The organism is Pontibacillus sp. ALD_SL1 (assembly GCF_017355605.1).
In genome coordinates this window covers 782,679-797,567 of sequence record NZ_CP062975.1, presented here as the reverse complement: position 1 = coordinate 797,567, position 14,889 = coordinate 782,679, and the positions used below count along the sequence as shown (strand labels likewise).

Annotated in this window: 21 protein-coding genes; 6 read left to right on the top strand and 15 right to left on the bottom strand. The window is 42.5% G+C overall.

The features are described 5' to 3' along the window. The first annotated feature begins 37 nt into the window (after nt 1-37). Nucleotides 38-310 carry a hypothetical protein gene (locus tag IMZ31_RS23585; protein WP_207530890.1) on the top strand — a complete coding sequence of 91 codons (273 nt, stop codon included), beginning with the start codon at nt 38-40 and terminating at the stop codon, nt 308-310. A 44-nt stretch (nt 311-354) separates the two neighbouring features. Here IMZ31_RS23585 and IMZ31_RS23580 read toward each other — a convergent pair whose 3' ends face one another. The 5 genes from IMZ31_RS23580 to IMZ31_RS23560 all read right to left on the bottom strand — a co-directional run bounded on the left by IMZ31_RS23580 (nt 355) and on the right by IMZ31_RS23560 (nt 4,931). Then, nucleotides 355-840: a hypothetical protein gene (locus IMZ31_RS23580; RefSeq protein WP_207530889.1), complete on the bottom strand. Its 486-nt coding sequence runs from the start codon at nt 838-840 to the stop codon at nt 355-357. A 107-nt stretch (nt 841-947) separates the two neighbouring features. Further along, nucleotides 948-1,172, bottom strand: a complete 225-nt coding sequence (locus tag IMZ31_RS23575; protein ID WP_207530888.1) for an NINE protein — start codon at nt 1,170-1,172, stop codon at nt 948-950. Nucleotides 1,173-1,292: 120 nt separating this feature from the next. After that, nucleotides 1,293-1,742, bottom strand: coding sequence for a Dps family protein (locus IMZ31_RS23570; protein ID WP_207530887.1), 450 nt, complete (start codon nt 1,740-1,742; stop codon nt 1,293-1,295). A gap of 1,456 nt (nt 1,743-3,198) precedes the next feature. Further along, complete coding sequence (locus IMZ31_RS23565; protein ID WP_207530886.1) at nt 3,199-3,789, bottom strand: S-layer homology domain-containing protein; 591 nt, start codon at nt 3,787-3,789, stop codon at nt 3,199-3,201. Between the two features lie 806 nt (nt 3,790-4,595). After that, entirely contained in the window at nt 4,596-4,931 is a 336-nt protein-coding gene (locus IMZ31_RS23560; protein ID WP_207530885.1) for a hypothetical protein, read from the bottom strand. A gap of 1,291 nt (nt 4,932-6,222) precedes the next feature. Here IMZ31_RS23560 and yyaC point away from each other — a divergent pair. Then, the gene (gene yyaC / locus IMZ31_RS23555; RefSeq protein ID WP_242705742.1) at nt 6,223-6,807 is read left to right on the top strand and encodes a spore protease YyaC; all 585 of its coding nucleotides are present in this window, start codon (nt 6,223-6,225) and stop codon (nt 6,805-6,807) included. 68 nt (nt 6,808-6,875) lie between these two features. On the opposite strand, the gene IMZ31_RS23550 is transcribed toward yyaC, so the two are convergent. The 3 genes from IMZ31_RS23550 to IMZ31_RS23540 form a co-directional block, all read right to left on the bottom strand. Next, entirely contained in the window at nt 6,876-7,079 is a 204-nt protein-coding gene (locus tag IMZ31_RS23550) for a hypothetical protein (RefSeq protein WP_207530884.1), read from the bottom strand. 64 nt (nt 7,080-7,143) lie between these two features. Next, nucleotides 7,144-8,472, bottom strand: a complete 1,329-nt coding sequence (gene iscB, locus IMZ31_RS23545; protein WP_207530883.1) for an RNA-guided endonuclease IscB — start codon at nt 8,470-8,472, stop codon at nt 7,144-7,146. A 259-nt stretch (nt 8,473-8,731) separates the two neighbouring features. Beyond that, the gene (locus IMZ31_RS23540) at nt 8,732-9,217 is read right to left on the bottom strand and encodes a hypothetical protein (RefSeq protein ID WP_207530882.1); all 486 of its coding nucleotides are present in this window, start codon (nt 9,215-9,217) and stop codon (nt 8,732-8,734) included. A gap of 90 nt (nt 9,218-9,307) precedes the next feature. Between IMZ31_RS23540 and IMZ31_RS23535 the strand changes: the two genes are divergently transcribed. From IMZ31_RS23535 to IMZ31_RS23520, 4 genes are all read left to right on the top strand, one after another. After that, entirely contained in the window at nt 9,308-9,586 is a 279-nt protein-coding gene (locus tag IMZ31_RS23535) for a hypothetical protein (protein WP_207530881.1), read from the top strand. A gap of 87 nt (nt 9,587-9,673) precedes the next feature. Then, nucleotides 9,674-9,913 carry a hypothetical protein gene (locus IMZ31_RS23530; RefSeq protein WP_207530880.1) on the top strand — a complete coding sequence of 80 codons (240 nt, stop codon included), beginning with the start codon at nt 9,674-9,676 and terminating at the stop codon, nt 9,911-9,913. 96 nt (nt 9,914-10,009) lie between these two features. Beyond that, nucleotides 10,010-10,210 (top strand): hypothetical protein, encoded by a 201-nt coding sequence (locus IMZ31_RS23525; RefSeq protein ID WP_207530879.1) that lies wholly within the window; start codon nt 10,010-10,012, stop codon nt 10,208-10,210. A gap of 28 nt (nt 10,211-10,238) precedes the next feature. Further along, nucleotides 10,239-10,403: a hypothetical protein gene (locus IMZ31_RS23520; protein WP_207530878.1), complete on the top strand. Its 165-nt coding sequence runs from the start codon at nt 10,239-10,241 to the stop codon at nt 10,401-10,403. Nucleotides 10,404-10,415: 12 nt separating this feature from the next. On the opposite strand, the gene IMZ31_RS23515 is transcribed toward IMZ31_RS23520, so the two are convergent. From IMZ31_RS23515 to IMZ31_RS23485, 7 genes are all read right to left on the bottom strand, one after another. Then, on the bottom strand, nt 10,416-10,811 hold the full coding sequence (locus IMZ31_RS23515; RefSeq protein ID WP_207530877.1) for a hypothetical protein: 396 nt from the start codon (nt 10,809-10,811) through the stop codon (nt 10,416-10,418). A gap of 472 nt (nt 10,812-11,283) precedes the next feature. Beyond that, a complete protein-coding gene (locus tag IMZ31_RS23510; RefSeq protein ID WP_207530876.1) occupies nt 11,284-11,475 on the bottom strand; it encodes a hypothetical protein in 192 nt (63 codons plus the stop codon). Nucleotides 11,476-11,625: 150 nt separating this feature from the next. Further along, nucleotides 11,626-11,922, bottom strand: a complete 297-nt coding sequence (locus IMZ31_RS23505; protein WP_207530875.1) for a DUF6509 family protein — start codon at nt 11,920-11,922, stop codon at nt 11,626-11,628. A 101-nt stretch (nt 11,923-12,023) separates the two neighbouring features. Continuing rightward, nucleotides 12,024-12,617 (bottom strand): hypothetical protein, encoded by a 594-nt coding sequence (locus IMZ31_RS23500; RefSeq protein ID WP_207530874.1) that lies wholly within the window; start codon nt 12,615-12,617, stop codon nt 12,024-12,026. A gap of 102 nt (nt 12,618-12,719) precedes the next feature. Next, complete coding sequence (locus IMZ31_RS23495) at nt 12,720-13,625, bottom strand: SPFH domain-containing protein (RefSeq protein ID WP_371825516.1); 906 nt, start codon at nt 13,623-13,625, stop codon at nt 12,720-12,722. Then, nucleotides 13,622-14,083, bottom strand: coding sequence for an NfeD family protein (locus IMZ31_RS23490; protein WP_207530873.1), 462 nt, complete (start codon nt 14,081-14,083; stop codon nt 13,622-13,624). The genes IMZ31_RS23495 and IMZ31_RS23490 overlap by 4 nt, the downstream gene beginning before the upstream one ends. A 210-nt stretch (nt 14,084-14,293) precedes the next feature. Next, nucleotides 14,294-14,764 carry a hypothetical protein gene (locus tag IMZ31_RS23485; RefSeq protein WP_207530872.1) on the bottom strand — a complete coding sequence of 157 codons (471 nt, stop codon included), beginning with the start codon at nt 14,762-14,764 and terminating at the stop codon, nt 14,294-14,296. Nucleotides 14,765-14,889 lie beyond the last annotated feature (125 nt).

The window sequence follows — 14,889 nt, the reverse complement described above, 5'->3', positions numbered from 1 at the left end:
AGGCTATACTAGTAAAAACGAAGAGAGGAAGATTAGGATGAGCGATACGTATTATTTCTACACAGGATTCCAGAAACCAAAGGAGATCACCTTTTCTGAAACAACGTTTTCCCATAACTATCGAGGAGATGTAACAGAGGAAGTGATCGAAGCCCATGAGGAATGGAAACATGAGAGTGATCGAGACTATAACGATACCATGTCTGAATACGGGGTTTACCGAAACCCGACACTCAAAGAATTGCAATCAGCCAATCAGTATTACGGATTGGATGGGGACACGTATCTAGAAGACTTTTTATCCGCGTAAATACAAAAAAAGACTCCATTTGGAGTCTTTTTTCTGTTCCCTATTCAGAGTCCCTTTTTCCTGTTCTCAGGAAAGACAATCAGGTTTTTCTTGCGCTTTTTGTGAGACGCACTACGGTCATACTCGGACAAAAGATCAGCTAGCGGCGTTGTGTCCCCGTTCATTATATCGCGCATTCGGTCGTGTGGGTAGAAGGAATCCACATGTTTCCCCTTCTTATAAATCGCCACATAGGGTTCCTTTTTATCGTATCTCCACTTTGCTCCTTTGATCGTGCGCACGGCGGTTTCCCCGAAATAAAACCCGTAGTGATTGATTGCAAATTTTCTTGTGTACTCTCTGATGGAAGGTTCCATGTTCATGGTAATCATCGAACACCCAATCGGTACCGAGAACTCGCCCAAACTTTCTCGGGTGTAGAGTTTATGGTTGGTGAGATGACCAGGGAAACTGAACTCATGCGTTTCCATAAACAATCCATTTCGTAGTTCCTTGTGATACCCAGGGTATTCTTGTTTTTGAAGTTCCATTTAGCATATCCCTCTCTTTGCATAGTTTCCCCATTATATGCCAGAGAAGCGGAGGATATGATCACCATTACTCAAACAAAAAAAGCGCTCCTTTTGAGCGCTTTTTCTTATGAAGCGGTTGTGATATTGTGTGTGGCTTGCTGCGATTCGATGATCATCTTCTTTAAACGGAATGCATCCACAATCGCCAGAATACCTAATGTGCAAGCGTTTGCCAGCCAAAACCATAATAAGACGGATACTTTCTCCTGAATGTACACGCGATGTCCCCCAAAACCGCCTAAGAAAAACCAAATCAAGAGCGCCATGCCAAACCCTTTTTGTTCTGTCATGTTTACCCCTCCAAAATCTATGATATCCAAATAATAGTGCAGGTACCATTATACTACAATTCTAGGAAAATAGTACCCTCTGAATCCAAAACGCATAAAAAAACCAGACGCCATGTCTGGTTATGCCGTGTGGCCAAGAAACGCTTCCCAGTGCCAGATGCGTTCCTCGATGTAGGTCAGCATGCCAATCAGGATGTCCTCTGTAACAGGATCACCCGCTTCCCCGAACTGTTCAATTCCTTCTTTCAACTCACCCTGGAGCTGTTTGAAATCCGCCACCAGCCCTTTCGCCATCTTCTGCGCGGTCGTGGCTTCACCCTGATTCTCAACAAGCGTCGTATCCCTCAGATATTCCTTTAACGAGGAAGACGGTTTGCCGCCCACAATAATTAAACGTTCAGCAAGATCATCCACGTATTGGGTCACCGTCTGATAATCATTCCGAAATTCACTGTGGATGGAGAAGAAAGGACCCCCTTTTACGTACCAATGATAGTGATGCACCTTCTCATGCAAAACACTAAAATTCGCAATCTGAACATTTAAAAACTTATGTAACGCTTCGCTCATTTTATCACTCCTTTGTGGTTAACGATCTCATACTACAAGATCATTCAGAGTTTTGGCGAAAAAACCTGATTTTTTTTGAGTGATATGGGTTCCAATGATTGCTTTTCCACACGAAAGAACCCCTGCCAACTTTGGTATGACAGGGGTTTTGGAATAGCCTGGTAGCACAACACTTTAATCAATAGGACAGTATAGCCTGTGCCATGTCCTGCGCTTTGCCTGCTAGGGTAGCACAACACTTTAATCAATAGGACAGTATAGCAGTCATCTGTTCGACATTCATACCCCTAACAGTATAACAACACTTTAATCAGCAGAACAGTATAGCATAGACGGCTACTTGGTTTACATTTGCAATCTTATTACAACCTATTATTCAGTAGGACAGTATAACTATCTCGCTTACCCTTACACTAGTAGTTTTAGCATTACAACAGCTCAATCATAGTCATATTAAGAAATACGGAAAATGAGGGCTGACCAGAGAATCAAATCCCATTTTTTCACCGAAACCACCCCCTGATCCTAACTGCTGTGGCAGGGGTTTTGGCATAGTCTTTTAGTACAACACCTTAATCAATAGGACAGTATAGCTGCTAATACACTATTGTTTCTCAAACGAAACACTAACAACCTTTTTTCAGTAAGACAGTATAGCTCAACAAGACTTATATTGATTATGTCATTCACATAAAAAAATACGGAAAATAAGGGTTAATCAGAGGATCAAACCCTATTTTTTTATCGGAATGAACCCCGATGATCCTCGTCATAATAAGGGTTTTGGTTTCACCCCATATAACAACACTTTAATTAGTAGGACAGTATAGTCTTGGGTGGTTTCTTTGCGAATCCAACGTTCATATAACAACACTTTAATGAGCAGGACAGTATAGCTGTGCCAGCAACTTCAACGATGGTAAATAAATTAGTGCAACACCTTAATCAGTAGGACAGTATAGTGAACCATTGGTGCTCGACGTTCGTCCTTCAACTTCACGAAAACATTAGAAATTCGTTTACCAGGGAGGTTAGCGTCCATCTCCCCATCATCCCCCCGTCATATTGTCATGACGGGGGTTTTTACTCAATGTAGTAGCACAACAACTTGATCAGTAGGGCAGTAAAGCTTATATTTGCTGATAATATCGACTATGACTAGTATAACAACCTTTTAATCAGCAGGACAGTATAGCTAGGATTCGAACCTACAATATGTGAGTAGACATATAACAACACCTTAATCAATAGGACAGCATAGCATATCCAAGGTTAGTGATTGTGATGGGTAACAACCGATCATGTAGCTTTTAGCCAATCAAACTTATCTGTATTTATCTTATCATCCCTCATTCTCCCCATCAAATACATGGTTTTTCCAACAAAAAAAGAAGCCTGATCCCCCCTATGATCAGACCCCTTTTTTATACAGTTCATGAACATGCATGCCTAACGGTCATCGTATCGATTCGACTACGGGTGTGACGGGCATGTTTTCATATACCCGCATCATGAATACCATGGCCTGGGCTCTTGTTAACGTTTTCTCTGGTGCGTAGCGTTCCATCATGGATCCCGTTGTGTAGAAACCGTCTGTGATGCCCTTTTCAAACAGGTAGTCGACCGCTTCTTCCAAGGTTTTAGGTTCTCTTTGGAGAGCCGAAACGAGAATCACAGCCATCTCCCCTCGTGTAACATGGTGATCACGGTTCTCGAAATCCCCGAGTGGCACCCCCTGGTCCCGCATCCACTGGTAATACTCATAAGAACTGGCGTCTTCCCCGTCTATCACCAAATGCCCATCATTAATGGCATTGGCTACGATCCGCACGATATGAACTTCTTCAAGCGGCTCCGTTGCCCGAAACGTTCCATCAGGATAGCCTCGGATCACCCCGTTTTCTGCTCCCCATTCAATCGGGACATACGCCCAATACGAAGGCGCCACGTCTTTAAATGTTTGTACGGTGGCAAACGCTTTTCCTCCACCAGTGATGACAAACAGGATCACCAATCCAACCATCCAATATTTTATGTTCCGCTTCACGAGCGTTCTCCCCTTCCTTTTCACCGACCCTCTGGCCTTATTTTACTCTATGAGGGATCGGGCTCAGATATTCCATCTTCGTGGAAATTGAATAAAGAGAAAGGCATTGGAACACAAAAAACCCTTATCATCGGTTGGATGATAAGGGTATCCGTGTTTCGTGATCTGACAACCTTTTAATCAGCAGGACAGTATAGCATCCAGGGATGGTCTTTTCTCGCCTTTCAATTATAACAACACTTTAATTAGTAGAACAGTATAGGCTTATCCATTACATCTTCGAAGAAGACGTTATTATAACAACACTTTAATTAGCAGGACAGTATAGCTACTGCTTCGTTAATAGCGTTACGAATTGCCATATAACAACACTTTAATCAGGAGGACAGTATAGCACTTTGAGTGCGAGAACTTGACATATAACAACACTTTAACCAGTAGGACAGTATAGCTATGATGAAGTCATGTCAGCTACGATTCCTCATATAACAACACTTTAATTAGTAGGACAGTATAGTTACACGCCTTTCACACCTATCCCTATTCTTATTCTAACATACTTGTACTCCATTTATCATTTCCGTCTATTCCGAATCAATCATTCGTTTCAACCCTGAGCGACAGATGTGGAACTTATATAATAAAACCATAGATGACACGGAAGATCGTAGAATCAAAACCCATTTTTATTAAAAAGACAGATTATCCCCTGGAAGACATATCTCTAGCTTGACCTTTTTAAACAACACCTTAATCAGCAGGACAGTATAGCATAAATACTAATCTGCCTTTTTCATAACAACACTTTAATCAATCGGATAGCATACCCTCTTGAACAAAGCCTGTTGCACAATCAGATCAGCCTCAGAGACACTTACCTGTTCGAAATCGAGCACCTTCTCTTTTTTTGCCCTTTTCATTTCGCGTAACAGAACTCTTTTCTTAAGAAGCGGTTCAGAGGTACTGCCATCCCTTAAATGAACCTGTAACACAGAGCCTTTTGAGATCGCTTCGTTCATCATAAGGTTCTCATTTGTTTTCGGAGGTTTCACCGTTTGGAATCCCGAGCACCAACGGCTAATCCCGTTAGCTTCCATCGCTTTTTCTAATAGTGAGTCGATTTCAGCATCCGTAACGCGCATCCTTTCACTTCCTATCGTAATGACCTCAAAAAGAGGACGTTTTGATAAAAAAACAGTAAAAATAAAACCTTATCGGAGGGCGGAAACCCATTTTTTTATCGGAATGAACCCCGATGATCCTCGTCATAATAAGGGTTTTGGCTCCACCCCATATAACAACACCTTAATCAGTAGGACAGTATAGTCTCTTAAAAGTAGCCCTTATTCTCCTCTTCCATATAACAACACCTTAATCAGTAGGACAGTATAGTCTACATCAAACCAGTTGAAGATCATGCTGCCATATAACAACACTTTAATCAGCAGGACAGTATAGCTAAAATATCTTTTAAGCGTACAGTGACCTCCGTATAACAACACTTTAATTAACAGGACAGTATAGCTACTTGCACACGCATTCGGCTTCTCTCCCTATTAATACAATACCTTAATCAGTACGACAGTATAGCCTCCCTAGCTGATTTAGCTTCAAGTCGGAGAGTAGTACAACACTTTAATCAGTAGAGCAGTGTAGCTACGCTGTATCGTATTATCAATTCTTGCAACACCCTCTAATTGATTGGGAGACGTACATGCGTTTCACATTTAACCAAGCTACAACTCCTTAATCAGTAGGACAGTATAGTCTAATCACATTAAACTGCACGTTACTTGATATTATAACAACACCTTAATCAGTACGACAGTATAACCGTCCAACACAACAACTCTAGAGTATCTGAAGTTTAACAATACTTTAATCAACAGGACCGTATAACATACACGGCTGCCTGGTTTACATTTGCGATCTTATTACAACCTATTTCAGTAAGACAGTATACCTCAACAAGACTTATATTGATTATGTCGTTCACATAAAAAATGCTGAAAATAAGGGTTAAACAGAGGAACAACCCCCATTTTTTTACCGAAACGAACTCCACTCATAACTACAATGGCAAGGGGGATGGTTCCGCCCCCATATAACAACACTTTAATTAGTAGGACAGTATAGCCAAGGGATACCAAAACGAAGAAGGACTATTTCATATACCAACACTTTAATCAATAGGAAAGTATAGCACTGTAAGGTATTTGTGAACTCGATCATAATCAATAACAACTTTCATTCAATTGAAAACATAAACACAAAATTTTTGGTCCTTTATTACTTCTCATCTTATCATTCCCCGTATCCCCTAATCAAATACACGTTTCCGCTTCCTACTCAAAAAAAGAATCCCGCCTTTCCTCTCCACTTTTCATTTATACCGACTACAATATATGAAAACAAATGACAGGAGCGATGTCCGTGTTCAAGAAAAAACCCTTTTTTAATGGATCAGGCCAAAACAGCTTCCCTTCCCGTATCCCGATGAAAGAACCGAATGCCCGAATCTCCATCACAAAAGCAATCGGAGACCGCCTCCCGTCTGATGGGGAAATCGTCATCGTCTGCATCGGAACCGACCGTTGCACAGGTGACTCTTTAGGCCCCCTGGTCGGAACCTTCCTCGAAAAAGAAAACCTGAAGCGGACAACCGTTTACGGGACGTTACATACCCCCGTACATGCCACGAACTTAGAAGAAACGGTGTATCGGTTAAAAACAGAACACAAGGACGCTTTCATCATCGGCATCGATGCCTGTCTCGGGAAAGTATCAAGCATCGGATCGGTTGTCGTTGACTCTTCTCCCGTGAAGCCTGGTGCTGCCGTAGCCAAAGAGCTTCCTGAAATAGGCGATATGTCGATCGGCGGCGTGGTCAATGCAGGCGGCTATATGGAATACTTCATTCTCCAAAACACCCGCTTAAGCATGGTGTATGACATGGCAAAACTCATATCCCGTTCTCTTAAACTCGCCCTAAACCAAGAAAAGAACAGTATTGCCTAAACCGTCGGAGCCTCCGATGGTTTTTTTGATAAGAAAAAAAGCAACAGGAGCTCCTGCTGCTTTTTGGATTAGCGGTTGCTCATCGTGAGCACCAATTCATTTCCTTCTTTTTCGAACGTGCAGAACGTATGAAGGTAGTGTTCCTCTTTTCCTTTATAGAGATAACCACCCTCTTCGATTTCCTTTTGCTTCTCCTCGAATGCCTCGCAGGCGTTCTCTTCCCATTCCTGAAAAACGAAATCGCCCTTTGTCTCATTGATATGAAGACCCATATTCCCAAACGACGAGGCAAGGAAGCCTCCACATTCATGTGTGAGGAGGAATTGCCCCTCATATTTAACTTGTTCTTTTTTGAAGAAAATAAGAGTACCCATCGAATCGTTGCAGAACGCTTGCGAATTTCGAATCAATCCCTTGAGCAATTCGATTTCCTTGCAAATCTTTAATATCAGCACGTCCTGTGGAACGCATGACGATCGTGCCGTAATGAGCCCCTTTATATTTACCTTTTGGAACAAGCGCTTTAACCATATCTCCGCTTTGAAACCCACAAATGTATTTGGTTTTCGGCATGTAACGGATTGGGAAGCCATATTTGTTTGTTCCAGAACGGTAACGAAAACCTCTGCCTTTCGCTTTGATTTGCAACACAGTATTCGTTTTAAACATCCATTGTTCAGGTGTTGATTCTCCAACACACGTGGCATCGTAATAATGTTCTTTTGGTAAAGAATGATGAATGCGTTGCATTTTAGATCTGGCGCCACTCCCGCATTCAACCACTTCAAATGCTTCTTTTAACTCATGGAATAGCTTCCATCTTGTTGCATTGACAGCCGTTGCGTCTTTTAAGCTCTTTTTCAGTTGTGGTTCGAGCATTTTAATGTTTTCAATAATGAGCTTGTTTCGCCGTGTTTTCTTTTTCTTTAATTTTTCAATCCATTCATTTAAAAGCATATTGTCTTTTTCTTCGTTACAAGAGCGACAAGCAAGCGTTAAATTGCTAACGCGGTTAGAACCACCTCTTGATTTAGGTTGAACGTGTTCTATTTCAAGCGGAACACCTTCGGTGTGACAATAGACACATCTTCTATTAAACTTTTCAAGTAGATACTCTCTAACTTCATAGCCGACAAGCTCCCCTTGTTGGTATTCCACACCTGATATTTCAGGATTTTGCATTTTATGAAGATCAAATTTAACGAGTTCCAGGCTAACATCTTGGATAGGAATCAGTTTTTTAAATCGATTTACCCATAAAAGGATATTATCCACTCGTGACATCAAACTTGGCGCTAACCAACCCTCTTGACGCTTACGATTTGAAAATCGTGCTGGACGGTAACGAGTTTTACGGTTACGTCTACCCCGTCTAAAACTTCTTCTTGATTCTAATTTCTGTTTAATATCTGTTTTATGATGAATTTCTCCTAAGAAAACAACTTCTTTGGTTTTAACAATCGAAATACCCGTTGTTTTGCTTCCAGGGTCTATTTTCAATCGATACGATTGGTTATTTGTTTCTTGTGTTTTTAACTCTTTCAAACGAATTGTAAATGGGTAGTTTTTGTGCACCACTGCTTTTCCTTGTTTTAATAACTTCCTAGCTTTCGCAGGAGAACAAGGATGGAGTGGTTTTTTATTTTTATTTAATACAAAGACCATAAAAATAGTCTCCTTTCCACCACAAGGGCGAGATTTTAAATCTAACTCATCTTTCGATGGTAACGTGAGCGCATGCTCATCTCTCCTCGCACACGTTAAGAAGGGTTGAGAACAATATAGACACGACTCGCTACACCCCTAGCTGGCTGTTTAATCTATATTCCATAGAGCCTAGAACTGGAGAAGCATTCCAGGGTATGCACCTTCTTAACGGAGTTCTCTTTAGCATTTCTGCATAAAGGAACCAATGCTGGTCAACTCAGAGCTCGTTATGAATTTCCCGACAAGCCCCCGCTTTTAAGCGTGGGGTAGTTGACTTCACCTCTTCTTGGAACCATCTTTTCTGATACGTTTCTTTATTCTCGCGCAAAAAGGCTTTCAGCGCTTCCATTTCTCCCTCGTCTGGAGGATCGAGCTTCCCTGAAGCCACCGCTTCCTCCCATTCTTTTATTGAAAGCTCCTGGAGCAGATAGCCTTCAAACTCGTAATCTTCTTTAATAACCGCTTCCGTCACGTTTCCTCTTGCATCCATCCAGGACCCGTCAGGCCAGACGCTTACCATATGGGTCAGAACAAGAGTCGGCTCATCCTCATCCTCGAAATAAAACTCATCATCCCATATTGCGAGCATCCTCGTTCCAAACATTTCGTGACAGGCACGTGCGAACAAATGACATCGGCCGTAGGCATATTCGAAAAGCTTATAAGGGGTATCTTTTACAGGCGCAGCTTCCCAGTCTTCCATCTTATAACCACCCTCTCTCCCTTTTTCTCCATCGTAGCATAGTTCATAGTACAATGAGGAAAACGAAAGCCTTAAGAAAGGATGATTCTAATGAAGGGCATCAAATTAAAAGACGATGTAAGCTTCAACATCTTAAAACAATACGGGTTCGAAGAAGACCCTGCCAATGTCGATGAGGGAGATACGTATTATGCGGATAACAATTATTATGTAGGGATCGGAGACTTTCGTATTACGGTCAGCACTCATGGGAAAACGATCGACGTCCTGTGCCTGGCGAAAGAGCCGAGGCTCTACAACATCGTCGACCTCACCCCGCTGTATCATCTGATCATGGATGGGCACACGGAAACATGGGAACGCCCATAATATAAACGACTTCCCTATTTCTGCCATATCTGAAAAAACGTGCTATCATACGGGGGATAACCCCTACAAAGAAGCGGAGGAGATTCTATGGATATTTATATCCTGAAAGAAATCAATGTATTAGGAAGTGGAGAGCAGGAGTATTATTGTGATGTTTACGAATCGAAAGAAAAAGCGATTGAGGCTATGAAAAACGATGCTGAAGAGCATATGGAAAATGGCGCTGAAATCACGGATGGGAAATTTGGAGAGGCCTATGTACGACTCGAAAACAAAGAATACGAGAACGTCTATACGTTTGAAATTGAGTATAGTGTCGTTAAATAATCCAGAAAAACACGCCAAATGGTGTGTTTTTTCTTGTTTCGGCTCCGAGAAAAAATATGGTACTATCAAAGATAACAGAATGAAGGAGGTCGTGAGATGAGTGTTATCAAAACGCTAGAAGAACACGGGGAAACCCCGTTTGAAGTGTTATCGGATCTAATCGGAGTGGACGATTACCTATCCTTTCAGGTCAAACTTGATCGCCTGATCGAGGAGGGGAAAATCACGAAACGCGAAAACGAAGACGGTCGCATCGTGTATGATGTCAACGGAAGAAGCGGAACCCCTATACGTTAACCAATAAACCTGCGGAAGGAAGATCTTTTTGAGCTACCCAGAACCGTCACCTGAGCAAAAACGCAAAATGGTCCAGTTTTTTAAACGCTTTACCCTCGATAAAGTGCTTGAGATGAAGCGGCAGGAAAAAGAGGAAGAAGCAAAACAGCAAAATGATTCGGAGCAAAATCCACGAGAAAAGCGCTACCCATAAGGGAAGCGCTTTTTATTGTGTTTTGGATCGGAATTGTTGCAGCAAGGCATAGGGCAACGCCCAATCACACAAGAGTGCCTCATCTTCGTCTTCGATAACGGTGAGTTCCGAACTCGGTACAGCTTCGATTTTTCGGTAATGCTCGTTATAAAACTTTTCCGAGAGAATCCCATTTTCGTAGCTTCCGAACTGTGAAACGGTGAAATCGATTGGCACACCCTCGACTTCCATCCAGCAGTGGCCACCACCATTTTCATGTGAGATGAAATCTCCGCGGACGATAACGGTATGGCATCCCAGTTCCCCAAACCCGATTACGAACGCCTCACTTACTTCTTCGCACGTATCGGTTAAGTCGGTATCTTCCAGGATGCTTTTTGCCGTTTCTACAAACGCTTTTGTCCTCATCCTTCATGCTCCTCTCTGTTTTTGCTTTTCTCCATTATAAGGCTCTAAACAGAATAAGAGGAAACCTTCCCTCGTCTTTTTGTGTTCAAAAGGACGTCCCTGAACAAAAAAATGTTTATAAATTCCATACATCATAACCTATCTTAAAGACCAGGGTATATGGGATCGGGATGAAAAAAAGCAGTCGTTTAAGCGGTCTGCTTTCTCACATTTTGGATCATTATGGTTTATTCACATAACAATTGGCCGCATTCCGTAATGTTTTATTTCTTTATGAATTGTGCTATAATAGGCATTCACCATCCATTCTTTCCCGATTGGATGGTGAACCCTAAATTGTGATTTTTGTGAGTGTCTCTCAATACTTACAGAGAAGCCCCTGTGCAGTTTCGTGCACAGGGGCTTTTTCGTGCGTGAAAAAAGAGAACTCGATGCCGAGTTCCCGATGGTAGAATGTTATAACATTAGAACTCTAATTGGTTGGACGCTTGAAATAGCAGACGTATTCAGAGACAGAAACCAACTCCCAGCCTTCCCGTCCCATTATGTTTAAGCCTGCTGTTTCCGCTTCGTTTCCAGACAACCTGTCCGTCCACGTTTGGTTTTCTTTAGCCATTTCTTCTAATTTCGACAGTTTTAATACAAGGTATTCGTATTGTTTCATTGCTCAACCTCCATCATTTTCATCTGATACCCATGCAGTTAAGCATCGGATCTTAATTTTTGTCGAGATCGATAGTCTTGAAAATGAGACGGTTCAACCCGACCATCATGAAAGGGAACAGGATATACGCCATGTTTTCCCTCCAGTCCCTTAAAAAACGTAGTACGGGACCACTTCATCTTCGATATAGTCGATGACGACCCTTTCTTCTCCTGGTTTCAGTCCGTAACGAATTTTACGGTCCGTCCCTTTTTCAAAGAAACGGTAACCGCGAAGTTCTTTTTCTCCCTTGATGTGTTCTACTTGGATCACAGTTCCAGAAGGCGTTTGTAAACTGTCTCCTCCAGGAACGTCAATCGTTAATTCGGCTTCGATTCGTTTGCGTTTTTCTCCATCGAATGGATAGTCCAGTTCTCTCGCTGCGATCACACCTGTAATCGTTAACATAATATCAGCCTCTCCATTTCATGATAGAACCAGTATAGCAAAGAACAGGGGGTTTCGGATGAAAAAAGAGAAGCAGAGGCTTCTCTTTTTGGTTCTCGTTTCTACGCTAACTTCTTTAATAAATCACGGTGTTCCTCTGTAAAATGGTGTTCCATCCCGTTTTCAAAAACATTGTCTCCGTAAAAACCCCAGCAACTGTCAATTTCTTCGTTTCCATCTTCTTTCTTTTCTTCGAGAATAAACCCGTACGTGTCATTTCGGAGGTACTGATCAAAGACCGAAACTTCGCCCACTAACCGTTCCAGCGCCTTTTCGCGGACGGCTTCTGTGACGCGTTTTACTCCAAACCATTCTCGCACTTTTTCTTTCGTGACATAAATCCAGCCAACTTGCCCTGAATCCCACTGACTGTGGAAACCAGTCGTGTTCATTGTGAGCCCAGAATGATCATAAAGATAAAGTGGCAAAAATAAGAGGTCGTTCACATTTCCACCTTCTCCTTTTAGCACTTCTTCAGCGCCTTCGTAGTCATCTTTTGAGATACCTCTGTCACCGAGAACATACCGAGGATGCCAGTGAATCATAGTGCCTAAGTTATCCCATTCTCTCGGGCTCTCCGCATCGACGTCTTGCTCAATTTTCAATATATACTTCTCATTTTCCGCTCTTTTAACAACCGTTTCATGCGCCATCATCCTCATCATCCTTTCTGGTTTTGTTCCTTATCAGTGTACTACCATTTTCAGGAATGATTGAAAAAAGATAAACAAAAAAGAAGCCCCGAGGCTCCTCTTTTTCTATTTTCCGATATCCTTCAGTGCCTTCACGCTACCCATAAGAGCTGATGCCTCATATGGAACAAGCATTTTGTTATCGCTCTCCGCCAGCTTTTCAAGGGCTTTGATCGATTCAAGGGTCAGGATGGATTGGTCTAACTCAGCCTTTTTAAGCGCTTCGTAAACGACCGTAATCCGTTCTTTCTCGGCTGATGCCAGGCGTTCAATGGCCTGCGCTTCCCCTTCAGCGCGACGGATTTGCGATTCCCGTTCGGCGTCAGCACGAAGGATTTCTGATTCCTTGTGTCCTTCCGCTTCTCGGATCTGTGCTTCTTTTAACCCTTCCGCATCGAGAATCTGAGCACGTTTGTTTCGCTCCGCTCTCATTTGTTTCTCCATCGCTTCACGGATATCAGCTGGTGGGTTAATGTTTTTCACTTCAACTCGTTCTACTTTCACACCCCATGCATCTGTTGCCTCGTCCAGTTCTTTACGGAGACGGGCATTAATGGCGTCACGGGATGTATACGTTTCATCAAGCTCAAGACCCCCGATCACGTCACGAAGCGTTGTAGCGGTGATGTTCATGATCGCATTTTCTAGATTCTCAATTTCATAGACCGCTTTAAACGGATCCGTGATCTTGTAGTAGGTTACCGTGTCGATGGTCATACCAACGTTATCTTTTGTGATTACAGGCTGCGGATCCGAATCAAGCACCTGCGTTTTCATATCGACGTTAATGCTGATACGGTCAAGAATCGGGACCACAATATGAAACCCAGCAGGAAGGGCGCGGTGAAATTTCCCGAACCGCTCCACCATTGCCACGCGAGACTGACGAATAATCTTGATCGACGAAACCCCTAACACAAACACCACAAACACTAAAATTCCGATTAACAGATAAGACATCTCTATCATCATTCCCCTTCACCTCCAACCTGTTTTTTACTCACAATAGCCGTTGCTCCTTCTATTTTCACGACAACGACAAGATCCCCCTCATTCAGGGTTCCGTCGTCTGCTGAAGACGTGGCCCATTCTTCCCCGCCTATTTTCGAGTATCCTTTTTCATGAGCCGTCGCCTTTTTGGTCATGATTCCTTCTTTTCCAATTAACGCATCCACGGTAGACGCCCTTGTTGTCCTATCAATGTGAAACCATTTTGCGAGAAGCGGTTTCCCGAAGAAAATCCCTATCAGTGAAAAAACGACAAAGCTTCCAAACAGGAGATACACATTCTCTGTTGCCAATGCCACAAACCCTGTCAGCAAGGCTGCAACCGCGATCAGGACCGCGAAAAACGTCCCTGCCACCGACAGCTCAAGCACAAAGAACACGCCTGCCACACAAAACCAGAATACAGGAGAAATCACACTCACCCTCATCACCTCTTCTTTTGATGTTCCTTTATCCTTTCGGCGCGAGGTGACGCTTTCCTCACAAAAAAAACATAACGCTCTACCAGCGTTATGTTTTATACGTGTATTTGTGATGGTTTGCTCCAAGACGACTAACCCGCTTGTTTTCACTTTCTCTAACGGAGGGAAAGTTGAGAGCGATGAACAAAAAAAAGGGGAGGATCCCCTTTTTTAAACTTCAGGATAGAGTTCTAATCTTGGTTCTGCTTCGGCTCCCCTTATAACAAATGCATCGTCAACACCGACATCTTCAAGATTCATTCGCAGAGCTGTATAAGGGTCGCATCCAGCATTATCCATGTCCTTCATAACCTTACGTTCCATAAAAGCAACCACTTCTTCTGTTGTGGTGAGATCATCACGATCATAAGCCTCTTGAACGTTTTGTATTACTTCCTCATTGTAACCATTCCCGACTTCAACGGACCAAGTCTCGTCGTCTTCCGATAAAGAATACACAAAATGTTCAGAGATAAAACCTTCGTATTCGCTATCTATCTCGTCATACGCCATTTGAGCATCTTCAAAATCATCCACAAATTCTCCGAACTCTTCGCTTAACGTGTCCATCATGTCATCAAACGTCTTTTCATTCTTTTGGAAACGGTCGTTAAATGCTTTTAAAATCTCAGTTTTATTCACATTCATCTTCCTTTCTTATTCCCTCTTTTCTTTATTATACTTGCTTTTTTGACCGCCGTGAAAAAAACCGCCATTTCCTTTTTGAGAAGAGAACGGGCCGACAATCTTTTCGTCATGTTGAGGCA